The 26,112-nt window shown below is 57.0% G+C and carries 22 protein-coding genes; 11 read left to right on the forward strand and 11 right to left on the reverse strand.

All coding sequences use genetic code 11. The features are described from left to right. From nodI to nodB, 3 genes are all read right to left on the reverse strand, one after another. Entirely contained in the window at positions 1–915 is a 915-nt protein-coding gene (gene nodI, locus GCT19_RS30655) for a nodulation factor ABC transporter ATP-binding protein NodI (RefSeq protein WP_026228602.1), read from the reverse strand. Between the two features lie 55 nt (positions 916–970). Continuing rightward, entirely contained in the window at positions 971–2,314 is a 1,344-nt protein-coding gene (nodC, locus tag GCT19_RS30660) for a chitooligosaccharide synthase NodC (protein WP_018434997.1), read from the reverse strand. A gap of 433 nt (positions 2,315–2,747) precedes the next feature. Then, positions 2,748–3,425 (reverse strand): chitooligosaccharide deacetylase NodB, encoded by a 678-nt coding sequence (gene nodB / locus GCT19_RS30665; protein ID WP_152854005.1) that lies wholly within the window; start codon positions 3,423–3,425, stop codon positions 2,748–2,750. 226 nt (positions 3,426–3,651) lie between these two features. On the opposite strand from nodB, the gene GCT19_RS30670 reads away from it, so the two are divergent. After that, complete coding sequence (locus GCT19_RS30670; protein WP_018434998.1) at positions 3,652–4,560, forward strand: LysR family transcriptional regulator; 909 nt, start codon at positions 3,652–3,654, stop codon at positions 4,558–4,560. On the opposite strand, the gene GCT19_RS30675 is transcribed toward GCT19_RS30670, so the two are convergent. Both GCT19_RS30675 and GCT19_RS30680 read right to left on the reverse strand, forming a co-directional pair. Next, a complete protein-coding gene (locus tag GCT19_RS30675) occupies positions 4,557–5,876 on the reverse strand; it encodes an ATP-grasp domain-containing protein (protein ID WP_018434999.1) in 1,320 nt (439 codons plus the stop codon). The genes GCT19_RS30670 and GCT19_RS30675 overlap by 4 nt on opposite strands. Positions 5,877–6,502: 626 nt before the next feature. Then, positions 6,503–7,216, reverse strand: a complete 714-nt coding sequence (locus tag GCT19_RS30680; RefSeq protein ID WP_018435000.1) for a hypothetical protein — start codon at positions 7,214–7,216, stop codon at positions 6,503–6,505. A gap of 657 nt (positions 7,217–7,873) precedes the next feature. Here GCT19_RS30680 and GCT19_RS30685 point away from each other — a divergent pair. The 8 genes from GCT19_RS30685 (at position 7,874) to GCT19_RS30720 (ending at position 15,975) form a co-directional block, all read left to right on the forward strand. Further along, a complete protein-coding gene (locus tag GCT19_RS30685; protein WP_018435001.1) occupies positions 7,874–8,806 on the forward strand; it encodes a LysR family transcriptional regulator in 933 nt (310 codons plus the stop codon). A 730-nt stretch (positions 8,807–9,536) separates the two neighbouring features. Next, positions 9,537–11,183, forward strand: a complete 1,647-nt coding sequence (gene nifA / locus GCT19_RS30690; protein ID WP_152854006.1) for a nif-specific transcriptional activator NifA — start codon at positions 9,537–9,539, stop codon at positions 11,181–11,183. A gap of 273 nt (positions 11,184–11,456) precedes the next feature. Then, entirely contained in the window at positions 11,457–12,950 is a 1,494-nt protein-coding gene (gene nifE, locus GCT19_RS30695; protein WP_026228603.1) for a nitrogenase iron-molybdenum cofactor biosynthesis protein NifE, read from the forward strand. Between the two features lie 21 nt (positions 12,951–12,971). Beyond that, a complete protein-coding gene (gene nifN, locus GCT19_RS30700) occupies positions 12,972–14,333 on the forward strand; it encodes a nitrogenase iron-molybdenum cofactor biosynthesis protein NifN (protein WP_026228604.1) in 1,362 nt (453 codons plus the stop codon). A 51-nt stretch (positions 14,334–14,384) separates the two neighbouring features. Then, on the forward strand, positions 14,385–14,798 hold the full coding sequence (gene nifX, locus GCT19_RS30705; RefSeq protein WP_018435005.1) for a nitrogen fixation protein NifX: 414 nt from the start codon (positions 14,385–14,387) through the stop codon (positions 14,796–14,798). Positions 14,799–14,871: 73 nt separating this feature from the next. Next, entirely contained in the window at positions 14,872–15,090 is a 219-nt protein-coding gene (locus tag GCT19_RS30710) for a CCE_0567 family metalloprotein (RefSeq protein ID WP_026228605.1), read from the forward strand. Then, the gene (gene fdxB / locus GCT19_RS30715; protein ID WP_018435007.1) at positions 15,087–15,389 is read left to right on the forward strand and encodes a ferredoxin III, nif-specific; all 303 of its coding nucleotides are present in this window, start codon (positions 15,087–15,089) and stop codon (positions 15,387–15,389) included. The genes GCT19_RS30710 and fdxB overlap by 4 nt, the downstream gene beginning before the upstream one ends. Before the next feature lie 16 nt (positions 15,390–15,405). Next, positions 15,406–15,975, forward strand: coding sequence for a nitrogen fixation protein NifQ (locus tag GCT19_RS30720; RefSeq protein ID WP_018435008.1), 570 nt, complete (start codon positions 15,406–15,408; stop codon positions 15,973–15,975). Positions 15,976–16,397: 422 nt separating this feature from the next. On the opposite strand, the gene GCT19_RS30725 is transcribed toward GCT19_RS30720, so the two are convergent. After that, positions 16,398–18,290, reverse strand: a complete 1,893-nt coding sequence (locus tag GCT19_RS30725; RefSeq protein ID WP_018435009.1) for an SAM-dependent methyltransferase — start codon at positions 18,288–18,290, stop codon at positions 16,398–16,400. Positions 18,291–19,794: 1,504 nt separating this feature from the next. Here GCT19_RS30725 and GCT19_RS30730 point away from each other — a divergent pair. Both GCT19_RS30730 and GCT19_RS30735 read left to right on the forward strand, forming a co-directional pair. Beyond that, a complete protein-coding gene (locus GCT19_RS30730) occupies positions 19,795–20,223 on the forward strand; it encodes a hypothetical protein (RefSeq protein ID WP_227717677.1) in 429 nt (142 codons plus the stop codon). 287 nt (positions 20,224–20,510) lie between these two features. Further along, entirely contained in the window at positions 20,511–20,759 is a 249-nt protein-coding gene (locus GCT19_RS30735; RefSeq protein ID WP_152854007.1) for a hypothetical protein, read from the forward strand. Between the two features lie 1,210 nt (positions 20,760–21,969). On the opposite strand, the gene GCT19_RS30740 is transcribed toward GCT19_RS30735, so the two are convergent. From GCT19_RS30740 to GCT19_RS30760, 5 genes are read right to left on the reverse strand one after another with little or no spacing between them, the layout of a single operon-like run. Continuing rightward, complete coding sequence (locus tag GCT19_RS30740) at positions 21,970–22,473, reverse strand: hypothetical protein (RefSeq protein ID WP_026228606.1); 504 nt, start codon at positions 22,471–22,473, stop codon at positions 21,970–21,972. Positions 22,474–22,532: 59 nt separating this feature from the next. After that, complete coding sequence (locus GCT19_RS30745; RefSeq protein WP_018435014.1) at positions 22,533–22,835, reverse strand: ferredoxin family protein; 303 nt, start codon at positions 22,833–22,835, stop codon at positions 22,533–22,535. Further along, the gene (locus tag GCT19_RS30750; RefSeq protein WP_018435015.1) at positions 22,832–24,145 is read right to left on the reverse strand and encodes an FAD-dependent monooxygenase; all 1,314 of its coding nucleotides are present in this window, start codon (positions 24,143–24,145) and stop codon (positions 22,832–22,834) included. Before GCT19_RS30750 ends, GCT19_RS30745 begins: the two co-directional genes overlap by 4 nt. Continuing rightward, positions 24,142–25,260, reverse strand: coding sequence for an electron transfer flavoprotein subunit alpha/FixB family protein (locus GCT19_RS30755; protein ID WP_018435016.1), 1,119 nt, complete (start codon positions 25,258–25,260; stop codon positions 24,142–24,144). Before GCT19_RS30755 ends, GCT19_RS30750 begins: the two co-directional genes overlap by 4 nt. Beyond that, the gene (locus GCT19_RS30760) at positions 25,257–26,105 is read right to left on the reverse strand and encodes an electron transfer flavoprotein subunit beta/FixA family protein (protein WP_018435017.1); all 849 of its coding nucleotides are present in this window, start codon (positions 26,103–26,105) and stop codon (positions 25,257–25,259) included. Before GCT19_RS30760 ends, GCT19_RS30755 begins: the two co-directional genes overlap by 4 nt. Between the last annotated feature and the right edge of the window lie 7 nt (positions 26,106–26,112).

Here is a 26,112-nt window from a genome sequence, read left to right on the forward strand (position 1 = left end):
CTAATCCTTCATTTCGCGGCCGGTTAGCCGCAAAAACACGTCTTCCAGGTTGGCGGGGCGTTGGAGAATGCGCAGACCCGGATGCCCCCGCAACTGCAAACGCACCTGCTCAGGATCAGCGGCATAGCAAAACAATGCTTCGCCGCTCACTTCGGTTCGCTGTGTGTAGGGCTCGAGTAACGGCCGCAGTTCATGTGAATTGCCGCCATATATCTCAATCACTTGGCTCCCAATCTGCTCTTCGATCAGCGCACTAGGAGTACCTTCGGCAATGCTGCGCCCTTCGTCAATCACACAGAGACGGTTGCACAGTCGCTCCGCTTCTTCCATGAAATGAGTGGTGAGAAGAATTGTTTTGCCGCGCGCGAGTAGCAAGCGCAGGCGTTCCCAGATGAGGTGGCGCGCATGCGGATCAAGGCCCGTCGCGGGCTCGTCCATTACAAGTAGTTGGGGGTCGTTGATGAGCGCGCGAGCGAGCGTCAGACGCCGTTTCATGCCGCCTGATAATTCGATAACGCGCGCATCAGCCTTGCTTTCCAGGCGCGCGAATTCGAGCAAAGAGGGAATCACAACCGAGATCTCACCTGCGCTCATGCCAAAGTAGCTCCCGAATATCTCTAGGTTCTCACGCACTGTGAACCCGGGTTCAAGATTATCGAATTGCGGAACGACGCCAATTCGTGCACGTGCCCGTCGCGCGCGTCCAGGCACAGGCTCTCCGAGGACTGTGATCGTACCCGCGTCAGGTAGCGCCATCCCGAGGACCATCCGCGCGGTCGTGCTCTTGCCTGCGCCGTTAGGCCCCAAAAGGCCGAAACACTCGCCCGGCTCTACGTGGAAGGACAGTCCATTGACAGCGAGCTTCCCGCCGTAGGACTTGTTGACACCTGTAAACGTGATTGCTGCAGTTGGCATTGACATGGAAATCCAAATGGTTGTTCTCTTCAGGAAGATCTCGTGACGAACACGATCATCTGTTTCGGAAAACGTCATCAGATTCCGTTAATGCCTGCTCATCCCAGTGTCGACGGTGCTTGTCACGCTGAGCCCCGCCATTTGTGGATATAGTGGTGTCCGTTTCAGTGTCGTGCCCCGGCGGGTCGACGTGTGCGCTACAACCGCCGGCGGCCACGCCGCGGGACAGCCAGTTGCTGTTGCTGAGTGTACACAAGGCGTACGCCTTAACAGGTAGTAGGAACAGTAGGTTGACCAGCGTGTGCGCGGAGAACCCAAGAAATCGAAGCTCACGAGAGCGCATAGCTGCCACGGAGCAGCGGAGCATACTCATTGACGCAATCACGAAGCACGCCTTCCATGGGGCCGTCTCTGTCAATGCGATCTGTAAAAAGCCGGAGAGCATTGCGATCGCGAGCAATAGGGAGCCTGCATTCTGCGCAATGACGTCCAGCGTAAGATACCGATCTAGGCGGGGTAAAAGGCGTAGCGCCAACAGCGTGTCGCGATATGTGCTTCGCGCCCAGCGCAATTGTTGGCGAAGATACGGCCCGAGTCTGTCTGGAACGACGGTAGAAGCGATCGCATTTGGAACGTACTCTGTTCGGTAGCCCGCGGCCAGCATGAGAATTGTTAGATGACGATCCTCCCCAAAATCGCTTCGCTTTCCCCGGAACATCTGTGTTTCGTACTGGTCGAGCAGCAAGAGAAGCGCGGAGCGGCGATATATCGCGCACGGCCCGCAGCAGCACATCACGGCGCCGAACCGGGCCTGAGCTGCGCGCTCCTCGTTACACGCGAGCCAGTATTCCATATCAATCAGACGGGTCAACCACGTATCGTTGCGATTGCTGGCGGTCAATTGACCCATGGCGGCGCCGACCTCTGCATCGCTCATTGTCAGTATGAGTTGGCTTATAACGTCCGGCGCCAAGGTCGTGTCGGAATCGACGTTGAGTATGAGTTCTGCGGATGAAGCCCGTATTGCGGCGATCTGGGCCTTGCGTTTTCCCACGTTTTGGGGAAGAAGAACAAAATTGAATCTTGGATCGTGCTCGTAGTCGCGATAAACGGGTTCCAACGCATCGCGGTTGGCGGATCCGTCATCGACCACGTGGATTTTTAAAGCCCCTGAGTATTCCTGCGTTGCGATAGAGGCGAGACACGCGCGCAGAGTATCGGGGTTTTCGTTGAAGCACGGAACGATGACGTCGACGTCGGGAAGAAAATTCGTGGCGGATCGGTTGCTATGCTCAGCTGGAGCGGGTAGGGTATGTAGAACCTGCGCTGTCTTATAAACGGCAGAAAGAAGTGCGTACAATAAAACGGAGGTCGTATTGATGGCGGCAGGAATGTTCATCGAGGTCAGTTTGCTAAGTGGTGTCAAAAAACGATCTGATTACAGGCCTGCTAGGATCCGTCAATACGCCTGCTCGGCGTGATCACATCGACGACAGACCCTGCGTGAAACTGCGATACCGTAGACGGGAAGAGTTGACTGGGTGCTGTCGTGTACCGCCTTTTTGTTGATGCAATCGTATTAATCTGTCGCTTTCGACTGACTAATAACCTCCTTCAATGCGTTCCATGGTATCGAGGTGGGCAACAACACCTCCATCGGCGGACACGGAAAGTTATATCAGTGGATCCTTTTTCACGGGTCAGTTTTTCCTGACATCTTCATTTGATTGTCCGCCAGAATCGTGCACGATCTCTCGATGTGACTATAGGGAACCGTTTGCAATGAGTGGCTAGCCAATAGTCCAAGCAGGCTAGTGGTTACAGATGTGTGCTCATTCGGCCAGTGTTTTGGATCGACGATCAGGAAGTCGACTAATCACGAACCTGCGCGCCTTCAATGCAGGAATTAGACGCGAGAGAGCCTCGGTCGTTTGTCTGCGGGATGTCGTGTGAACATCGGAGTTTGACTCTCCGGGGGGGCTTCCATCATGCAACAGCACAATCGAGCCTGGCCGGACTGATGCCATCACCGCATCAACAATCACATTGACACCCGGTTGAGACCAATCCCGCGGGTCTACTGACCAGTGAAGCGCGATCAATCCAGCCTTCCCCGTTTCCCCGATTGCGTCTTTCGTCCAGATTCCGTATGGCGCCCGGATATACGTCACTTTTGCCGCAGGACACGTCTCCTTGATAAGCGCATCCGCCTCCCATATTTCACGGCGAACTAGGTCCGGCTCACATTTCGAAAGGTCTGGATGTGTCATGGTGTGGTTAGCGAGTTCATGACCTTCTGCGGCGATCCGTTTGATCAGTTCTGGATACTCCGCTGCGTATGCGCCGATGACACAAAAAGTTGCCGCCGCTTGCTCGTATGCCAATATGTCAAGTATTTTCGGCGTCCATACTGGATGAGGTCCGTCATCAAATGTAAGGTAAACCTTAGGGCGAAGATCGGCACAATCACTGTCGCTGCGCACTTCTGTCAAATAGTCTGGGTGGTTCATAGCCTTTCCATCGCGTCGGACGCATGCCTTGTATCGTTCGATCTGCCGATAGGTTCGATTGCCAACTGCGGATCACTATGCGGGATTTTGCGGATCAATCAGTACTACGATAGACGGGCTTCGACGTTCCCTATTCCATTTGAATGGTCGCAACTTTGCGTTATCGCAAATAATTTGTACAATCGATTGTTTCGATATGTCTCATCCATAAGGCGGATACCGGAACATGCGATTCAAAGGCCTTGATCTGAATCTTCTCGTCGCGCTGGATGCGCTGATGACGCAGCGCAACTTGACGGCTGCGGCGCAAAGCGTCAATTTGAGCCAGCCTGCCATGAGCGCCGCCGTTGCTCGACTACGCGATTATTTCGGCGACGACCTGTTTGTAATGAGAGGTCGTGAGTTCGTCCCCACTGCGCGAGCGACGGAGCTCGCTGGACCTGTTCGGGAAGCCTTATCGCACATCCAGCTTTCGATCATCTCGCGGGACGTGTTTCGACCGGAGAAGTCGAATCGCCGCTTCAGGGTGTGCCTGTCCGACTTTATGACGCTGGTCTATTTTCAGAATGTCATTGAGCGTGTAGCGCGCGAGGCTCCTTCGGTTGGTTTCGAATTGCTTTTCCCTGATGACGACCCGGGTGAGCTGCTTCGGCGTGGGGACGCCGATTTTTTGATCCTGCCGGAGCTGTTGTTGGCTGATGCTCATCCTAAAGCACCGCTCTTTGAGGAGAAGCTCGTGTGTGTAGGCTGTCCGACGAACAAACAGTTGTCCCGCCGCCTGCCGCTCGAGAAGTACATGTCGATGGGACACGTAACAGTGAGGTTTGGACGTGCACGGAGACCTTCGATCGAGGAGTTCTTCTTACTCGATCTAGGTCTCAAGAGGCGCGAAGAGGTTATCGTGCCTACCTTCGACTTGATCCCGCGAGTCCTGCTTCATACTAACCGTATCGCTACGATTCCTCTGAGGTTAGCAAAGTATTTCGCGGAAGTCGCCCCGCTGCGGATCGTCGACGTCCCGTTGCCACTTTCCTGTTTCACTGAAGCGATCCAATGGCCTTCCCTGCATAACGGGGATCCTGCGAGCATCTGGATGCGAGAGCTCCTGCTGGAGGAGGCGCGAAACTACGTCTAGCAAGGCAGAAGCGGCGGGGAATGCCTTCCGGGATGAACCATTGGAGCCGCTGGCTCCGCAGTGAAGGGGGGCGCGGCAATCTCGGCGAGCGTGTATTGGAAATTGTCTAATGTCGTGTGAATTCCTGTGGCTATTTCGTGCTCCGATGCAGCGCGGTAGCGGAAGCGCGCGAGGAGGGTGGCGTAGCCGCCGGTGCCGTCGAAGAAATGACGTGGCTTGGGGAAAACCGCCTCGTAAAGCGCGGGGATCTCTCGTAGCAATTTTGCATCGACGAATACTTTGCCCACTGGCTCCGGCAACATGAGGAATCCACCGCGGGCGGACGATGCCGACGCGTCTAGCGCTGCTTGCACCTGAGTGGCTAACCGCGCCTTGTCACCTGACTGCTGCGCGGCCCAGAGGGCGAACAGGTCAACACCGTACAGATCGTGAAAGAGGAATGGGATTTCTCCTTCGCCGACGCGGGCACCAACCTTAAGGAAATACAATCCATCGCAGCCCCGGACTATCTCAAGATGGAATGGCCCATTTCTGAAATCCAGGGCGCGCAGACACTTTACGGAGAATGCGGTTAGCGCCTCATTTAGGGGACTTGGGTCGAGCATCACCGAGCCGAGTGGTTTACCTTGAGCGAACTGGAGATAAGTGCTGATGTAGCGAGACGCGCGCGCGATAACCAATGTGCCATTCAGAAGGAAGCCGTCAACGTGATAAACCGGACCGTCGATGTACTCCTCGCAATCGTACTCGGCAAGCGGTAGTGTCGGCCACAGTGCATCGAACTCAGGACGGGTCTCGATGCGCCGTGACCCTATGTTCGCCGTACCTGATCGCGGTTTCACGATTATCGGAAAACGCATCACAGTGGTAGTCGCCGCCTTGGCAACGACCAGATCTTCCAGGGCTGCAAACCGCGGTACACGCAGGCCAGCTGCGGCGATAGTATTCGTCGTAACGGCCTTATTTCGAAAGCGCACGACTGTCTCGGGAAGGTCGCCGGGGATATTGAACGAATTGCGCAGTCGCGCGGCCGCTAAAAGGTCGAATTCGGATAAGGCGACTAGCCTGTCGATGCCGCCGAGCGCTGAACTACAGGCGCGCACCGCCGCATGCAGCGCTTCTTCATCGAGGATGTCAGATAGCTGTTCGACGTGTGCAATGCGAGAGGTGTCAAGCGCGGCGACACTGTTGGGCGTGCAGACGTATGCGATCTTGTTCGCCGCATGATCAATGTAGCGCTGATAGGCAGCGAAACCGTCGGACCACCGGTTAAGCACGACTATGCGGTTACCCTTAGCAGGATGATTGGCTTTCATGTGGAAGCAACTTGTTCAGATATTTTTTCGGCTTGATCAAATTTGAGCGCACAGAGCGTTTTGGCGATGTCCGGGCCCGGCGTCGGGGCGATCTGCGGCGGTGAACCGGACATGTCTGGTAGGGGTTTAAGAGAGCAGTCAGTCTCGCGATAGTGGAGGGCGGGTGGGCGTGGGAGCTTCGTCTCCTTTGAGACCGGATTGTGGCGCACACTCGCCACTTCGGCGCCGCCGGCGAAGTCCGCTGATAAGGATTTGACGAACCGTACGATTGTCAGGCACGTCGCATCGCCACGTTCGCATTGCCGGAGCTGCGTGGGTTTGGATTGCAAATATGGCCGCGTATCATCAGTATCGACAACAAGATCGACTTGTTTAGTTTAACCAGTGGGTATATGTGTCCATTACGCTGCTGCCCGGCAATCTCCGCGAGCGCTGAACTGTCCACGGTGACTCGCCTGTGCATGGGAAGACGCCGAGCGCAGCGCCCACCACCGCGAAGGACGCAACAGACGCTCGCAGTCGAAGGGGCGCGGCACGCGCAAATGCAAGGGCGGCGATACCTTGACGAGTTGTGGCGGCGAAAACTGCGGTACCGGATGACGCTGGCGCAACCACGATGACGGCGGTCATGTGGCTGCTTCCCGGGAGGTTATGCTTTCCGTCCGGGGCACGGTCGTCACACGCAACTCATCGAAATATTCGTGGATCAGGCCGACGAAGTTGCGGAGATACATTTCCGCGCTCTCAATGCTGCCCCAGCCGCCTATTGCCCGCTGAAGGGCAATCCAAATGATGTCATAGTGCTTGTGCGATTCCGCGTACTGAATGTGCTCGAGCGAACCTTTAACGTGATCGTGGCCGAACGCCCGCGCAGCGGCTTCTGTAATGCTCTTGCTGTAGCGATTGGTGTACCATTCGAGCAGCCAGTTCCAGACCATCGTCGGCAGCGGACCGTTGCGACCAATGCTCAGATAGAGATAGCCGATCAGTTTGTCGGTGCTGTGGAGGGGGGCAACCCGGTCGACGTCATTGGCAGATAAGCCGAATTTCTTAAGGTCGTGGAGGAATTTCCCCTCATGCCCGTATCCTTCTGCCAAGTATTGCGCGAGGATCTGTGCGAGCGTGTTGTCCTTGGAGCCGATTTTGTAGAGTGCGAACGCGTCGACCTCGTTATTGAGTCGGATTCGCAATACAGTTTCTACGAGGTGGCGGCGATAGTACTCACTGTCGATCCAGTCGCCACGGTGGAACGCTGCGGTTTCGGGCGAAGTTGCGAACATCTGTTCCACAGCTTGTTGAGCGACTTGCTCAAAATAAGTGCGATCGTTGGCTGTACTCATGTGACCTCCGGTTAGAAATTGAAAAAGGGCAAAGAAACGAGCGAACCGGGCTGCTATAAACGCGTCGAGGAGATCAGCCGGGCACCTTGACGCGTTCCTGCGGGAAACTTCGATGCGTACATCAGGCTCGCGGGAGTTCCTAGAGCTTCTAGACTCGAACCGCGACTGCGGTGGTCGTGCGATGAGAGGGCAGCACTGTCAAACATTCTTGGGCATTTTTTTCGGCTAGCATAGCGAGAGAGGGTTCGTGCAACCTGCTGAACGCAATGCTTCAACCTATTGTTTGCTAATTGCAGTTAAGTGGACGTATCCGGGCTCAGATAGCCCGGCGTGCCTAGAACTCCTCATCGAGGAGCGCCATGACGTGGGCACGAGATGACTGGAGGCCACAACGTCAAGCTGTGCTTTTCTGCAGTATTGCTCCTTCACTGGAAGGAGCATTGGCCAGTTCGGTGGCGGCTGTTCGATCAGGTACACGGCGAAGCTCGAAGGGCCGGCTGCGCCAGCGACTCGGGTATTCCCCGCAATGCGTATTCGGCGTGTTTCTCGTGCAACTTTTTTCGCATCCATGTTCCCTGACTCGTGACGGTAGGATATTAACCGCAGGGGTATGCGTGGTATAAGCTGATAATCTTTATGTCTGCATGAGGGAAATTGATGATTCGCGATCTCGACAGCACGCTGCTGCGTACGTTCGTGACGGTTGTAGAAGCCGGCAGCGTGAGCAATGCTGCGATGGCTCTCCATCGGACACAGGCTGCTGTCAGCATGGCCCTTCGGCGGCTCGAAGATGAGGTTGGCCAACGCTTGCTCGAACGTTCACCGCGCGGCGTAAAGCCGACCACCGCGGGCAACGTGCTACTGCCATATGCGCACAAGCTCCTCGACATTGGCCTCGCGGCTCGCTCCGCCCTGACAGAGGGCGACGTTTCTGGCACGGTGAGGGTCGGCATTCCGGAAGACATCGCAATGAGCCACCTTCGCCATGCATTGCGGCAGTTCTCGGCTCTCTATCCGGACGTAGCGCTGGAGATTGTTGTCGATGCGAGCCCGGCGTTATCGCAGCGGCTCGCAAGCAACACACTAGATTTCGCGATCGGCGACCCTGCGCTGATTCACTCGGAGCCGATAGTGACATGGCGGCATCCGCTTCGCTGGGCGGCCGCACGTACCCGGAACACGGACCTTGGCGAGGGCCCGCTTCCGATTGTTGCATTCGGCGGCGCATGCCGGTGGCAGGAGATTTTTTTCGCGACGTTACTCGACGCCGGCATCGCGTGGCGTGTTGCGTGTACGAGCACGAGTCTGTCGGCGGTGCAGTCGGCCGTTGAGGCAGGACTCGGTATTGCAGTGCTGCTCGACTGGCACGTGCGCCGCGACACCATGCACGCGATCGATCCGCAAGCTGTCGGGTTGCCGATGCCGCCAGTGGCGGAATTCGGTCTGTTCACTCAAGAGAACTGGAACGACCGAACATCCGCAGCTACCGCACTTCAACGGTTCCTCTTTCGCTCGCTGCAGCTGAGCTCGGCAGAGCACGGAATGTTCACGGCAGAGCAGCCGGCGATGCCAACGCGTGGTCAGGTTTAGGTGACGTCGCGCAGTGGTCGTGTCGAAGAGATGATATTTCGGCGCGTCAAAACGGTTGCTGCCGGGTATTTTCGATGAGCAGCCCCGACGCTGACGCGGGCAGGCAGCGTTGCTTTGGGAATTCAGGAGCCCACTGAGTGGCGTTTGACTTATGTCATCGAGAAACATCGGGCCTCGATGCGGAATGACATAGGTGTCGACCGGTTGCAGGCGTGTAACGTTGCATTGGATCGCGCGCTAAAAAAGAAACGACGAACAACTGGGCGGATGCACTCGAGCAAGCTGCTGAACAGCTCTCACAGCATTTTGGAAGGACTCGCGCGGAGTTGCGTCTGCGTGGTGCAATGCAACCTGAACTGCCATTTGAGGCCTATGGCACTTACGATTTGAATTTCATATAACGAAACCGCTTCTGCCTTCCTTCAACGCTGGCAGCGTTCGACCGAGACTAGGATCCTCGACTGACTGTGCGGGTTGCCGTTGACCCGAATTTGTCGTGAAACCTACGTCTTTTTTGGTTAGTATGCTAGCCGCGAACGGAGGGGCCCCGTTGCCTCTGTTTGCAGCTTCCCGACGCCATTGCTGCGATTTTGTCATTTTTGTCGAGTTTGGCGATGCCTGAGCACAGCGGCATCCCGAATTCGGCTGCCACCAACGCGACTATGGCTCTGCCGTTGTGCCGAGCCGTCTCCGTCACTGCGTTGACGAGTTGTCGCTGGAGCCCGAATCTATGTCGCATTCTCTTATCAACGAGAGCCCTTCCGATTTCGATGTAGTGGCCCAAGTGCTAAAAGCGCTGGCCTCATCCCGTAATGCGGAGCACGCGTTGAAGAGGTCGCTGTGGTTTCTGTCGCGTGCGAGAGGCTGGCGGTCCGCGTTCATCGCCGTCGAGCAGCCGGATGGAAAGCTTGGCGGCCTGTGTAGCACGGGACTGTCAGACGGCTGGCGAGAAGGTATGCGTTTTCCCTCCGGTGAAGGGATCGTAGGGCGGATACAGGAAAGCGAGTCCGCCGTGGTTGTGTCTGAGTTGGATGGTGACCCAATGTTCGACGACCGCACGGGGGCTGTTCGTGTTTCCAATGCCGAGCGTGTCGCTCTACTTGGGACACCGATCCGGCACGAAGGACGGCCGCTCGGGGTGCTCGTAGCACTTTGTGAGAATCCGGACGGGAAGCGTGTTTTCGCAGACGATCTCCAAATTTTGGAAGTAATTGCTGCGCCAATGGGCAGGGCACTTCTCCTTGAGCGTGAGGCGAATCCGAACCGCAAAAGCGTGCAGGAGGAGATTAGTCGCCGACGGAACGCGGCCCCTCCTATATCTCAAGTCGATTGGGCAATCGGCCGATCTGCGTCGATGCAGCACGTATTCGCGCAGGTCCATCAGGTCGCGCCTGCGAGAACGACGGTGCTCTTGCGCGGCGAGAGCGGCACCGGCAAGGAGTTGATCGCGCGTGCAATCTATCGTTTGTCCCCGCGCAAGGACCAGCCATTCGTCTCGGTGAATTGTGCGGCGCTCACGGAAACACTGCTGGAAAGCGAGCTGTTTGGCCACGAGAAGGGGGCGTTCACGGGCGCGCAAACTCAGCGAAAGGGGCGCTTCGAATTGGCGCACGGCGGAACACTTTTCCTCGACGAGATAGGTGATATATCGCCGTCGTTCCAAGCGAAACTCCTGCGCGTTCTGCAGGAGCGGGAGTTCGAGCGGGTAGGAGGGACAACGCCCGTGAGAGTTGACGTGAGGCTCATCGTAGCAACTAATCGCAGTCTGGAACAAATGGTGAGAGAGGGCGAATTCCGAGCGGATCTTTACTACCGCATTAACGTGGTGAGCATCGTGTTGCCGCCGCTGCGCGAGCGCCGGGAAGACATCCCCGAGATGGCGCAATACTTCCTTAACCGCTTTAATCGGGAGAACGGTCGCGCTCTGCATTTCAACGAGGAAGCGTTGCGCGTGCTGTCGAGTTGTTACTGGCCCGGAAATGTGCGCGAGCTCGAAAACTGCATTGAGCGGACTGCGACAATGGCGCATCATGACACGATTGGTCGTTCTTCGTTTCTCTGCGAGATCGACCGGTGCCTCACGAAGGTGTTGCATCATGTGGAGCGAGAAGACGCAGTACGTCCGGCACGCTCGTCGGACGTTACAGTCAGTAACGCGCTGAACGTTCCCGCGAAATTCGGCGCCCCGGAGCGCGATGCCCGCGGTCTCGGCATGCACTCTGGTGAGCACATCCCTGAGGACGAGCGTGAGCGGTTGCTCTGGGCCATGGAGCGCTGCGGTTGGGTGCAGGCAAAGGCGGCACGCCTGCTCGGCATTACGGCGCGGCAGATCGGCTATGCACTGCGCAAGCACGGAATCAAACTACGCCGCTTCTAAGAAAGCGAAGCTTGAGGTCACGCCTTGGACGGCTCCGATATTTCGTCTGCTCGGTATGCAAAGCGAAGCGCGCGTGGAACACAGCACGCGCATGGTCTGAAAGAAGGTCGATAAGTATGTTGTGTCGCAATCCGTTCAACTCCGACAAAGCGCTGGTTTAAGTTGACGCTGCTACTACAGTGCCCGATCCCCCACGCTGCGGATGCCTGCGGGTTCGAGCCGTGGTATGGAACTTGCAATTAGTTGTGGACCTCATATTGTCAGGATTCTCCAATGTGGTTCAAGGCTAGGACTGCAGATATTTTCGACGAACCCGGTTGCGCGAAGAATAGGGCGAAAAGTGAGACGGAGCGCAGACAAGGCTGCGCCAAGCAACTTCCGCCAGGAGCGACTGCTGGCGGTTGTGCATTCGATGGAGCTCGGATTGCACTTCAGCCCGTGGTTGACGTAGCGCACCTTGTGCACGGGCCGATTGCGTGCGAGGGCAACTCGTGGGATAACCGTCCCGCGGCATCCTCCGGGTCGATGCTCTATCGGACCGCGTTCACGACTGATCTAAGTGAGATCGATGTAATCTATGGCGGCGAGAGACGGCTGTTCAGAAGTATTCGCGAGATTATCCAAAAATATGATCCCCCTGCCGTGTTTGTCTATCAGACGTGCGTCACCGCGTTGATCGGTGACAATATAGAGGCAGTGTGTAAGCAAGCGTCAAAGAAATTCGGCAAACCTGTGATACCGGTCAACGCGCCCGGTTTCGCCGGGTCGAAAAACTTCGGCAATAAACTCGGTGGGGAGGCGGTTTTCGATCATGTAATCGGCTCGCGTGAGCCCGCTCACACAACGCCGTTCGACATCAATATCATCGGCGAATACAACCTCTCGGGGGAGTTGTGGCAGACGAAGCCGCTCTTCGACGCGCTTGGTATCCGTATCTTGGCTTGCATCTCTGGTGATGCTCGCTACAGTGACATCGCGAGCGCTCACCGCGCGAAGGTAAATATGGTGGTGTGCTCAAAGTCGATGATTAACATTGCCACAAAGATGCAGCGGAAATACGACATTCCCTATTTCGAGGGCTCTTTCTACGGAATCGGCGATGTGAGCGATGCGTTGCGCCAAGTCGCCAAGCTGCTGGTGCAAAGGGGTGCGCCCGACGATCTGATCAAACGCGCCGATCGCTTGATTGAAGCAGAAGAGGAGCGCGCGTGGGCGCGCATTGCGCCATACCGGGCGCGCCTCGATGGAAAGCGCGTGCTGCTGATTACAGGCGGTGTGAAATCCTGGTCGCTTGTTGCGGCGTTGCAAGAGGTGGGGCTCGAGATCGTTGGCACCAGTGTGAAGAAAAGCACCGAGAAAGACAAGGAAAGGATCAAGGAGATCATGGGCGATGACGCGCGCATAGTCGACAATATGACGGCAAGCGAAATGTACGGCATGCTCCGCGAGTCGCAGGCCGACATCATGCTGTCCGGCGGGCGCTCGCAGTTTGTCGCGCTAAAGGCGCGGGTGCCTTGGCTTGATGTCAATCAAGAACGCCATCATCCATATGCCGGGTATGAGGGAATCGTCGAGCTGGTGCACGAGATTGACCGCGCAATCAGCAACCCGGTCTGGCAGCAGGTGCGCATTCCAGCTCCGTGGGACGACAAAGGCGAAGGGCTCTGTGGCGAGCGAATGGAGTTCACGGAGCGCATGACAGAACAGTCGCCGCGTGCAAGCGCGCGGGATTGCCCGAAGGGCCTTCGACCCAGCGTCGCGGCCTGAACATAGCGGAGTGCAGACACAATGGCAAACGTCGTCGAACTAGGGAAAGCCTGTACGGTCAACCCGCTAAAAATGAGCCAGCCGCTTGGCGCGAGTTATGCCGCCATGGGACTCGATGCGTGCATGCCGGTGATGCACGGTTCGCAGGGCTGCACGTCGTTCGGCCTCGTCCTGTTGGTGCGCCATTTCAAGGAGGCCATCCCGTTGCAGACCACTGCAATGAATGAGGTCACTACCATTCTGGGCGGATTTGAAAACGTCGAAACGGCGCTACTAAACATCTGCAAGCGCGCGGCGCCGAAAATCATCGTGCTTTGCTCGACAGGGCTGACTGAGGCCAACGGGGAAGATGTCGCCGGTCATCTCGCGATGGTGCGCAAACGCAAGCCAGAGTTGAGCAATACCGAACTCGTGTACGTATCGACGCCAGACTACATTGGCGCATTCGAGGACGGCTACAGGCGCGCCATCGTTGCAATCGTGAAGGCGCTTGTCAAGCCGCTGCCAACCGTGCAGCGACAGGTCAACGTGCTGCCCGGCAGTCATCTGTCACCCAGCGATATCGACGAGTTGCGAGAGATCATTGAGGCATTCGGGTTAGTTCCGATCATATTGCCAGACGTCTCCGGTTCGCTCGATGGCCACATTGCTCCCGACTGGCGCGGGACCACGCTGGGCGGGACTTCTCTCGACCAGATACGCGCCGCAGGTGCGTCGACATTCACCTTCGGCGTGGGCGAGCAAACGCGCGACGGTGCGCAGGCACTGGAGACGATCGCAGGCATCCCATTCGAAATTTTTGAGCGGCTCACAGGGCTCGAACCGAACGACCGGCTCTTGCATCGCCTTGCGCGATTGTCAGACCGGGAGGTCCCGATCAGATACCAGAGGCAGCGCAGCCAACTGCTGGATGCAATGCTCGACAGCCATTTTTACATAGGTGGCATCAAGGTGGCCTTGGGCGCAGAACCGGATTTGCTGCTTGCAATCGGTTCGCTGTTGCACGAAATCGGCGCCGAGTTGCCAGTCTGCGTCAGCACGACTACATCGGCGTCGCATGCGCTACTGCCGACGAGCGAGGTCGTGCTCGGTGACCTTGAGGACATGGAACGAGGCGCGGGGGATTGCGACCTGCTTATTACGCATTCGCACGGCCGGCAGATGGCCGCGCGTCTCGGCAAGCCTCTGTTGCGCATAGGCTTCCCCGTATTCGACCGGGTCGGCAATGCCCATCGATGCCAGGTCGGCTATCGTGGAACGATGAACCTCGTCTTCGAACTCGCGAATCTATTAATCGATCGAGTTACGCACCACCGCTCGGCCGACTGGGCTCTGCCGCAGTCGTCGCTCGACCTCGCTGCGCCAGTCGCTAACGCGGAGTAAGGAATTCCGGTCGTCGCGACCATTGCATGCAAATCATGAGGGAACCATTGCATGAAAATCGCATTTGCCACGCAGGACAAACTGCATGTCGACGCGCACTTTGGCTGGGCGAAAAGCATTGTTATCTTCGATGTGACGGCGGAGGGGTACGCGTTCGTGGAAGCCTTCGATTTTGGCGGCAAGTTAGAGGAGGACGGCGACGAAGATAAGCTTGCACCGAAGCTGGACGCGATCCGCGGTTGCGCGATCCTGTACGTTGCCGCAATCGGTGGTTCAGGAGCGGCGCGCGTCGTAGCGCTGAAGGTGCATCCAGTCAAGGTGCCACAGCTGGAGCCAATTGAGGACATCCTTATCAAGCTTAGGGATGTCCTGAAAGGTACGCCACCGCCGTGGTTGCGCAAGGCGCTAACCAGAAATGTGCGCTCATTCGACTTGGCCGAGGATGACGAGGTATCTCATGGCTAAAGCCACTGTTGACAAGACCGCCACTTTGCGGACAGCGACAACTGAGGCGCGTCCTTTTACCACGGGAGGGGGCATGAGTGACCCGAATGAACTGAAGGTGCGCCTGAAGACACTCAATACACGGGCCATTCAGGCCAAGATGGATCTCCACGACCTTTCGGAGGATCTTCCGACTAGGTGGGAAGAGATATTGACGGTTGCGCAGCTCTGTCACGAGGCTCACGCCGCGCTGATGGACGCGCGCAAGGCCGCGGCAGCGGCTCTCGACGAAGCGCCTGGGAGCCGGAGATGAGCGAGATTTTTTGCGTAAAGCTACCTAGCGGGGAGATGTGGACGCCTACCTTTGTCTCCGCCCTTGATGATGAGAAGTGTATCGGCTGCGGACGATGCTTCCGGTCGTGTTCTCGTGGGGTCCTGCAGCTCGTCGGTGTAGACGAGGGGGGCGAGCTTACCCCGGTAGGCGAGGATGACGACGACGAGTACGAAAAGAAGGTTATGACTATTGCGCGCCGGGAGTTGTGTATCGGTTGCACGGCATGCGCGAGGATATGCCCAAAAAAGTGCTACACGCACGCGGTGGCCATGGTCTGAGCCACAAAGGACGGTGATGGACTTCTACACGACGTTGATGCGTCACGCTGTGGACAGCAACGATTCCACGGTTCTTGCCCTCGCTGGGGTACTCTCGGCGGCGTTCGGCCAAGCCGGCGTGCACACACTGCCCATCCGCGGGTTGAATCTGGATGAAACCCACTGGCTGCTCGCGCATTGGTTTCCCGGCGTCGACAGCGCCCTTTTCTTGCAACTGGCCGCCTCGCCTGCGGCGTGGCGCCAGCGGTCGTGCGACGACGAGGTCGGAGACCTCGCAAACCTGTTGAAGGCACATGCTGATCCGCTCGCAGGCACAACGATTGAAATCCATTGCGTTTCGCATGCGCTCGCCTGCGCCTGTGCGGGGCACAAACACCTGTGGCAGGAGCTGCGCCTTCGCTCGCGTAGCGAATTGCCGGTGCTGTTGGGCTATTGGTTTCCGCGGCTGGCGCAAAAAAACGTTCACGGTATGAAGTGGAAGAAATTCCTCTACAAGCAACTGTGCGAGCGTGAGGCGTTGCTTGTCTGCAAGTCTTCAAACTGCGCGGAGTGTGGCGACTTCGCGGATTGCTTCGGACCAGATTGATGGTCTGGCTACCGACGATACGTGGCCATGCGGGGCCTTGGCATATTCGCCGTGACGGTGAGCTACAAATGCTCAGGAGATACTTTAACGATTGCCAGCTGATTGCGTTCAGCGCGGATCAAGGTGTTAAGCGTGGATGTCATCATGTCTTCCTATGCGTCATCGCCTCCGGGTTTCTCGTCGCACACGACTGTACCGAGGCTGCAAACAACCTAGAATCCTCGGTGCATCTCGCACCCGAGGATTTCCTGCTCGGCTCCCCGGCGCACGCGGTGACCCGTACTTGGCTCGGTGGCATCGCTGCGCTGGCGCATTGCTACTCGTATAGCCTTGCGATTGTGGGATGCCCTTGCCGCTTGTAGCGCTGACCATTGCGCGGACTGGGGCGGATAAACAAGTAATTGCGAGGCATAGTCTGACGATTAGACCGTGGCTAGAGTTAGACGTGACGGTGTTGTTCCGATTTGCAGTCCGTCTGAGCGGTTCGCAAAGTACCTGTGGTTCAACTGGTCTATAGTCCAAGTGTGGGAACTGCTGAAGCCCAGTGTAACCAGCATTTGAGCCAACTCAGCCGGATCGAACGCGCTTTTCCACGGCTCGCCGCCCTCGGCGAATTGCGCCATCAACTGTTCGACGAAGACACGCATCATCGGCGGCAAGCTGGACACTGGCAATGCGTATTCCAGCAGCACGGCGCTGCCTCTGGCGCAGCGCGCGATGAACCGCAAAGTATCAACGACCGCAGCCTCGTCGAGGTACATGGTTACTCCGAGCCAGCTGAAGAAGGCCGGTGCGAGTGGATCGAATCCGGCACGCGTCAAGCCCTCGGCAAGGCTGATGCGCTCGAAGTCGACCGGTACGAACCGCAACGATTGCGGCAAGCGGATGCCCGCCTCATTCAGGTGCGCTCGTTTCCATTCCTGCGTGGCCGGCAGGTCAACCTCGAAGATGCTCCCGGGCGTGTCGTGCTGCCGGTAGGCGGTGGTGTCGAGTCCTGCCCCAAGCACGACGTATTGTCGCACCCCCCGCTCGGCGGCCTCGGTCCAAATGTCGTCCGCTAGCCTACTGCGTACGACCAGCGCGCTGCGCCTACACATCGACATCGGGTGGCGAAACCGATCGAGGCCATTGCGTAGGTCCTGTGCCTCGGCTTTGCCTAGCACGGCCAATGCGAGCGGATCATCAAGCACCAGCGGGCGATCCAGTAGTTGGTGCGCCGCCCGTTGCCTAGCCACGATCAAGGCGCTAGGCTTGGGCCCGGCGTCGGTTGGCGTCACATCGTGCCCAACGATGTGTGCCTTATGCAGATAGGCCAACAATGCCTCGTCGAGCCCCACCCCAAGTTGCAGGTCCGGCTCTTGGTTCAAGGCGTCTCGAACATGCACTTCCAAGACCACGTCATCGCCACAGAAGCTTTCACGGAAAAGCTGTTGCCAGCGCTCGACGAGAGCCTGTACCGGCGCAGCGTCGGCCGCGACGCCGGCCTGCATGTGTGCCCGCAACTCAAGCGCTAACGTTGGCCATTCGCGCCTGTTCTTTTCGTTAAGCTGGCGGCGTCGAACTTCGTCCATTTGCGCCGGGTTCAAGTGTTTGGCGAGAAGTGTGCAGCGCGCGTGCGCAAACGATTCGTCTATCCAAACCAGCATCTCCGCCGTAATGCCGACAATCTGCTGTGCGCGTGGCTCCGCGGTTTGAATCTTCATCAACTTGTAAGCGAGCGCCGGGTCGTTGTTCGTCATGCGGGTCATGAGCCGAACCCAGCGCCAAGCCAACTCTTGGGCAACACTGCTTTCACTAGACAGACCTTCCCGCATGGCGCTATGAACCTCAACGATGAGCTCGTCCCATATTGGATCCATCGGCGCAAGCGCGTCCGGGCCCGTTGCAAACAGCGTGTCGAGTTCGTCTTCGTTCAAGTGCTTTTGATACATACTCACCAACTCCAAGGTGTTGAGCCAATCAATCGCGGGCGTTTCGCTGCCGGCGGCCAGCATCTTGGCGAGGCGTCTCAGGTGGCGACTGAGACGCTGCGCCCGCGAAGCCTGCGCGTCCAGTTCGGCGATCTGCCGATGAAGAATATTTATCGGGGCACTGGCCGGTTGGTCGTCAAGGCTGGCTTTGATATCGGGAAGCGAATAACCGAACCGTTTCAGTGCCTCGATACGATGCAGCCGGATCAGGTCGCCACGCCCGTACAGGCGTGCTCCCCCCTCAGTGCGTTGCGACGGAGACAGCAAGCCGATCGCGTCGTAGTGATGTAAAGCACGAACGCTCAGCCCCGCTCTTTTTGCCAGTTCACCGATCTTTAATTGCATTGCGTCTCCGGTACGTACGTCAACGCTAAAGCCTAACGTAGCGTTAGGTGCAAGGTGAATTGATGTGCCGGTGCTGCGCCGCATTTTCAAGCTAGATGAATATCAGGTGTCGCGCCGATCGGCATCTGGCCTGATCTTGAAAGCATTGTCAATAGCTTGCCTGTGCTATCAAGGAAACGCCAAGCGCTGCGATGTTGTGATGTCTGGAAGGGCGATACAACGCAGCCCCGATTGAATTCTGAATCACTTTGGATGCGATAGAACTCTTTGGCTGGTTTGCGCGCCGCGCAAATCAAAACAGTCAAGTGGTGGTCCGCGCGGTCGCCAAAAATCTAGCTACTGCTACTTGTTGATAGTCGCTGCTCCGATTCTTTGCGCAGCTGCAACCCGGCCTCGCCGTCATAGATTAGATCTGATCCCGGCTATTCAACCCGGGCGGCTTTGTTGCACTCCAGGCCTCCATGGCTCGTCAGTGGTACGCTCACGGCGCACAAGCGTCTCATCCGTCTGGCAATGTCATCGAGCATGCGCGGTTGAACGATTGTCAGCCGTTGTCCCAACGAATCGCCGCAGGAATGTGGTGCTCTGGCACGGTTTGCGTGGCCCCATCTGTATCGGATTCCGATATCGGCTCGCACGCGAAGGTTATGCCTCGTTGAAAGCGGTCGATAAGAACTTGCGGCTAGTAGTATAAGAAATGTTGAATGCCAATTTGTTCTATAGTCTGCTAGCCTTCGGTACTATACCTAAAACGTGGCAGCGTTCGAGCGCGTTCAGCGTTGAGGTGGGCGGCGGCACCATGACATTAGTTTCGTTATCGTGGCAGCAGTGCTATGAACCGCGGGTTCGATGGCCATCTGCTATCCTGATAAGGAGTTTCTATGCCTAAAATCAAGAGGGGCATGTTTGGATGGGGCTGGCCGCAGTGCTAGCCGGAAGATCGCCGCTGGTCGCCTGCTGAGTACGCGGCGGCCTGTCAGTCTCGCGAAATCCTTCTGGGATTTACCGCTGCGCAACGTTTGACGGAGGGTCAGTGGGCGTTGCTTTTAACCGGTGACGAGCATGATTGTTGCTGTACTGATCAACGGCACAGGTACGAAACGGCCTAAGCAGCAAAACTCGTTGATCTGAGGTGCATGCTCGTCCAGGTGACTTCGCGTTTGACGGCCTTTCGGAGAATGGCCGTCGGTCGGACGCGGGCCATATGTATCGTCGGCCTAACTTCTAAAGATTGCGGTGCGGCGAACTCGTTTATGGGGTGCCGTCGCCCGTCGTCCTCCGCTTCAAGCGTCCCGCTGGCACTCATGAAGCACTAGAAATTCGGTTGCTTTTTTGACGACTGGAAAGCGTTAAGTCGCGCAGAGCAAGCTTTTTGAACTGGCCTCTCACGTTCCCGGCTCTTGTGTAATCGCTGTGCGCGAAATGGCGGGGCAGTGACATCTCACTTTGGCCGTCATTGTTGGTTGATAATCAAATGGGCCCTTTCGAAACCTTGGAGAACATCGTGGCAACACTTGTAAACATTACCAGCGGTACTCCCGACGCCGTGCAAATTTGGGGATTCCATGATCTGTGTTGCGTGGACGACGTCGCGGCCGCTCTCAACACGATCGCTGCGGGGCTGAGCGGTGATGGTAATACGATTCATGTGATGTCAGGTACTCATGGATACTGCAGCGGACGGGTTGGTGCAGTAGCGACGCGGGAACAGAGGTTCGCGGAAGAAGATCGAGTTCTCGCTCACCCAATGACGAAGGACAACAACGCCGTTGCCGTGGTTGTCCACGACTTCAATACCGACAAGCTGCCGGCGCCCGACTACGTGTCTGCGGCGATGGCGAAGCTCAACGCGGATATCCGCTCAATCGTCAGGACCGACACCGGAAACCATGTATTCCTCCTCGCCTACTGCTGTAGTGCTGGTACGGAGTAGATTCGCAAACCGGGACAAGAGAGCAGGTGGGCTTGACCCCCCGAGCATGTGCCTATGGCGCAGCGCGAGCCGGTTAGACACGCTTGTCCGTTCTGCAACCTTTGCAAGGTCCCGCATGCGCCATCGGGCTTGCCGCTGAACCGCGAGGCCACGCTGCTGCGTCGCTTCGGCGGTGAACTGCGTTGCAAACCATACAGAAATTGCTCATATACGTACCGAAGAAACGGGGCGCTCAAACTACGAGCGAAGCGGCTGGTGGCAATGCTCGCACGTATTAGAATGCAGAAATGCAGCCATTTAATCAGTGTGCGCCTTTATTTTTAGTTGATACGCTGTTCACGATGCATAAAAGACACATTCATAAACTTCTCGACCTTGCTCACGAAGAAGCCTACGCTTTCGTTGAGGAAAATCCAGCGCGAGCTTTCAAAGAATCGGAAGAGCTCTTTGATGAAATGTTCTTTCATTCGCTTTCGCGTCACATTGGTGAAATGACAATCGCAGAAGTATCCACCCGTATTCGCGAAGGAGAATGAGAACGAAACCTAATCTATCAGTTGGGCTCTGAGAAGTCAGAGAGTCACTGTGACATTGCTGAATTGACCGAGTACGATCGCGTGCTTAGGATGCGAGATCGCCGTGACCCACGGTCTTCGCTTCCCAGCGGCGGTCATCAGTTGCGCGATGTCCTATGCTTCAGGTTTCGGTTCAGTCTGTGTGATATCAAAGCGCTGCTGTTCAAGTAAGAGTAGCGTTAGTTGCGGACCGCTCCGACTTACGGACCTGATGGCTGGAAAATGACAAAGGACAAACACCATGACGAAAAACTCCGATGCCGCAACGAGGGGAAGCCGTCCGTAGTGGTGTGGAAGCCCTTGCGATGAGGCTGACGTGAACCGGGCGTTATCCCGTTGACGATGGTCGTCAACCTGACAGCTAGGGATGAGTGACATGGCCTTAACAAAAACCGCATTGCGAAGAGCACGGTGTGAAGCGTATCAGCTTGTACCGATTGCCCGGCAGGTTCTGTCCGAATGTCGCGATGCAACCAGTCCGACTGGTTGGCTCGATTGAATCGAGCGTGGACGATCGTGTAACCCGTTCGAATGTTTCCGCCTCGCCGACAAATGTCGTGCGTGGGTTGGGGTGGTCGGATCTGCGTAATAAACCGACGCCCGCACGACGGTTGGCGTCTTGACTCCCTCCGCCACTTCGGGGGTGGCCGCGATGGTGCGGTCGATGGAGTAAGGGTACCGGGCGGTGCAGACTGGCCGAATGCGAATGGTTGACTTGCCTCCTTGTCAGTAAGCGGCGGTGCCACATCGTCTCCATTGCATCCGGCCAACTGGATTGCTACTGATACGAGCAGAACAGCCGCCCCCAACATCGCACGAAAGGATGCTCAACTCCGCTGGCGGCCCGTTGTACTCATGCTTTTCGAACTAGAATTGCATTAGCTGTTCGGGGATTGCGACGTCGTCAGCGGCGAGGTCCGGAACTCGCTCGCAACCTTCGGCACGGATTGATGTGTACCCCTGCATGAAGGTAGACGCGACATTGACGATACCGGGATTGCCTTCCGCACCGAACACGCACGAAGTCATGGTCTGCATGTTGTTGAGAAGATGCTATGCACCGTGCCGGAAGGATTGAGCATTACAAAGCTGACCACGCATTTCGATTGGGCATGCGGAAAAGCTCCAATGAATCGTGGGAGTTCCCCTTCTAGTGACGAATTGCTGTCTGTCAATTCGTCAGTTTGCGATTGCCGTGTTCTGACTGCGCGAGTAAGGCTTCGACGACCTCGAAACCGATGCAATCAATCGGGTCCAGCCAGCGTAGTTTGGCAATCAGCTTCAGTGCAAGGGCCCGTTCGCCACGCCGTACGCTGATGAACGCAAGCGCCTTCAGCGTAAAGAGCCAAAAGCGCGGCGGCCCGGGAATGGAGAAGTCCGCGTCGCCCGGCTGCACCGCGCACCAATCACCGCTGATCGACGCTTCCCAGGCAGCGACCGCCAAAGCCCTCGTTGCAACTCTATGCGCCTCGCCAAGTTCTCCCCGGTTTGCATGGAACTTATATAGCAGATAGTAGGGTGGCAGGCAGCGCGGATAGGACAGGATGGCAGTCCACAACGCGGCGGCCACATCGTCATCGCTGCCGCGGCGGGTTCTCTCGATCAGCTGTAGTACGCCGGCCGGGACTTCACCGCCGAATAGATCCGTCGACTCGATACCAGTAATGAGATTCATCAAAGTTTCTCCGGATGTGATAAGGCGCTCAGCCGCGGAGCGATACTGAGCTTGTTCGTTTAGCCGAATTTGAACTGTATGCCATATCCCCCGCGCGGATAGGCCCATTCAACATTATGGTGGTCGGTGCACAAAATGCGGCAACTACCGCATTCGAGGCAGCCGTCGGTGACCAACGTGACTGAGCCGTCGTTCTCGTTCCGATAGCAGGAGGCGGGACACACGAATGTACAGCTCTTTTCTGTGCAATCGTTTGTGCAAATGTCCACGTCTTTTATGCGGACGTGCGGCCGCCCGACGTCCACTCGGTAGCGATTTTGAAACAGCTTTTCGTCGATGTTGGCAGTGATCGTATTATTCATCGGAAAGCCCTCCAGAATTTGTATGCGTCGCCGATCAGCCCTGCCACTGAGCGACTTTTACGGAAGCTGGTTATGACCTCGCGCTTCTTGGTCTTCTTGTCGATGCCATCGACCGTCATCATAGTGCGGGCCGCTTTCGCGACGAGATCAGGGTATGTGGTAAAGAACTGGGGATTATGGTGTAAGACCTTCGGCATATCGCGGTACTTGTGCAAGTCCTTCATCACGAAACTCTTGTCTAGCGCGTCCTTATACGCTGACAGCGTGCTGGCACGGTAGCCGTGGCGGCCGGCCGCTTTGGCGGCTATTGCTGTCTCGGCGGCGAGGCGCCCCGTCGTCATTGCGAGATTCGAGCCTTCTCGGTGCGCGGCGTTGACGAAGCCGCCCGAGTCACCGACGATCATCCAGCCGTTACCGTATACTTGCGGGATCGCATTAAACCCTCCTTCGGGAATGAGATGCGCGCAGTACTCCTTCATCTCGCCACCCGCGATAAGGGGAGCGATGGACGGGTGACGCTTCATTTTCTCGAGAAGCAGATACGGGGTTGTGCGATTAGAGTTTTTCTTGAAGTCGCTCAGCATACAGCCGACGCCGATCGTCAGCGACTCCTTGTTCGTGTAAAGAAACCCAGTTCCTGCCATGCCATCTGTGATTCGTCCAACCATCTCTATTACAACGCCTTCTTGATCGGCAACGTTAAACCTCTCGCGAATTGTCTCCTCGGGCATGAAGAGGATCTCTTTCACAGCTAGTGCGACGTTGCGCGCTTCGATCTCACCATGAAAGCCCGCTTTGCGGGCCAAAGTTGAGTTGACGCCGTCAGCGAGAATCACGACATCCGCATAAACTTCGCCGTGTTCGCGGTCGCACTGGACGCCGACAACTTGGTCTCCGTCAAGAATCAGGTCATTCACCGTAGTCTCGCAGATCAGTAAGGCACCGGCCTCACGGACCTTCGACGAAAACCACTTGTCGAATTGCGCCCGTATGATCGTGTAGCGGTTATACGGTGGGTTGTTATAGTCGTCGCTACGCGTGTGTGTGCCCACAAACGAAGTATCGTCGAGCATCCACATGCGCTGTTCAATGATGTGGCGCTCAAGTGGCGCGTCGTCACGGAAGTCTGGGATGATTTCTTCAAGTGCATTGGCGTAAAGAATCGCACCTTGAACGTTCTTGCTACCGGGATATTCGCCGCGTTCGATTTGAAGTACTTTGAGTCCACCTTTAGCCATAACATAGGCCGCAGCGTTGCCCGACGGTCCGGCACCCACGACGATCGCGTCGAATTGCGACGATTCTCTCATCTAACTCTCCTGGTGTCTCGCATTTGCCGAAGTGCCAAGTGTTCCTTGCAGGCGTGCGTTAGCGCGGGCAGCAACTGCAGTGCGTCCCCAACGATGCCGTAATGCGCGCAATCGAAAATAGGTGCGTTGGGATCGGTGTTGATTGCGACAATCACGTCCGAGCTTTCCATGCCGACGCGATGCTGGATTGCCCCCGAGATGCCGGCTGCGATATAAAGTTTTGGCCGCACGGTTTTGCCAGTTTGCCCGACTTGTCGATCCGCCTCGACCCAACCTGCCTGCACGCACGGGCGCGTAGCGCCGACTTCACCACGGAGTACGCGCGCCAGATCAAACGCGAGTCGAAAATTCTCCGGAGTTTTGAGACCCTTGCCGCCGCTGACGATCACATCCGCATACGGAAGGTTGATCTGAGAACTCGTCGTATCGGCGACAAAGTCGAGCAATTTGGTGGCAATGTCGGCTTCGACGAGCCCCAGTGTTTCCTGCACGACCTCGCCGACGCGGCCTTCTTGCGCTGAGGGCATCGCCATGACCCGTGGGCGTACCGTCGCCATCTGCGGGCGATATGCAAGCGTCATGATCGTGCAGAGCAATGAGCCGCCAAACGTCGGACGGGTGGCCGCCAGTGACCGGGAGGTCGGATCGATGTTCAGTTCGGTGCAGTCGGCGGTGAGCCCAGTGAGCAGGGTTGTCGCAACGGAGCCGGCGAGATCCCGGCCCATCGAGGTCGCGCCGAGCAGTAGAATTTCAGGGTGGTATTTGTTGACCAGATCGGTCAGCCCCTTCGTGAATGGCTCATTGCGATAGCCACGCAACACTGGGTCGTGAATGACATAGGCTTTGTCTGCTCCAAGGCTGAACGCCTCAGTTGAAAACTTTTCGAGGGGCTCATCCGTGCCGCCGAGCACCGCCACGCAGACGTTGCTGCCAAGTTTGTCTGCAAGCTTGCGCGCCTCGCCGAGCAGTTCCCAAGACACGCTATGCACGTGGCCGCGGTCGTGCTCAAGGAAGACCCAGACACCGGTGTAGTTTTTCAGATGTTCGGGTAGCTCCAGGTTGCGGCCTCCGGCATTCAAGGCCGGCTGCTTTTTCGCGGCAACGGTCGAGTTCATAAGGTCCTCTTCATTAGCACGTCTGCCTCCAAAGTCGGATGGCGAGCGAACATCCTATGCACCAGATCCAACGAGACGCCGCGCAGGCTCGCCATATCCACTGTGAGCATCTCGGCTTTTTGCTCGCGCGGTGTTGGGCCGAACACTTTGCTCACTACGGTATGTGAGCCTTTCAGCCCAATTTTGCTAACGTCCTCGATGCCGGCCTGCTCGCGATTCCATTTCCGTACCGGAAAAGCTGCCGCGTGGATCATTCTGGGCAGCGACGCGAAGCGAAGTTCGTTGGTGTTCTCAAGCATCGTCACCAAGCATGGCAATCGAGTTTTGAGTACGTGTACGCCGCCTTCTGCGCGACGCTCGACGACGATCGAGCGTGCGGTGAGGTCGATTTCCACGATCCTGGACACGTAGGTGAGCAACTGGAAGCCCATGCGTGTAGCGATGCCGGGGCCGACCTGAGCAGTGTCGCCGTCGATAGTCTGCTTGCCAGTAAAGATCATATCGACGGGCTGTTCCTTGGCGATTTGTCGGATCGCGGTAGCCAGCGCATATGACGTTGCCAGCGTGTCGGCGCCAGCGAAAGCGCGATCGGTGACGAGTACAGCCTCGTCGGCCCCATAGCTGACGCATTTGCGAAGTGCGTCTTCAGCCTGCGGCGGCCCCATGCATAGTGTGGTTACAGTACCGTCAAAGAGGTCCTTTAGCCTCAACGCTTCCTCCAGCGAGAACAGATCGTACGGGTTTACGATGGCTGGGACGCCTTGACGCATGATGGTGTTGGTGACAGGGTGAACGCGGATCTGTGCCGAGTCCGGTACCTGCTTGATGCAAACGACAATATGCATTGGGTAC

This window comes from Paraburkholderia atlantica, assembly GCF_009362785.1.
GTDB lineage: Bacteria > Pseudomonadota > Gammaproteobacteria > Burkholderiales > Burkholderiaceae > Paraburkholderia > Paraburkholderia atlantica.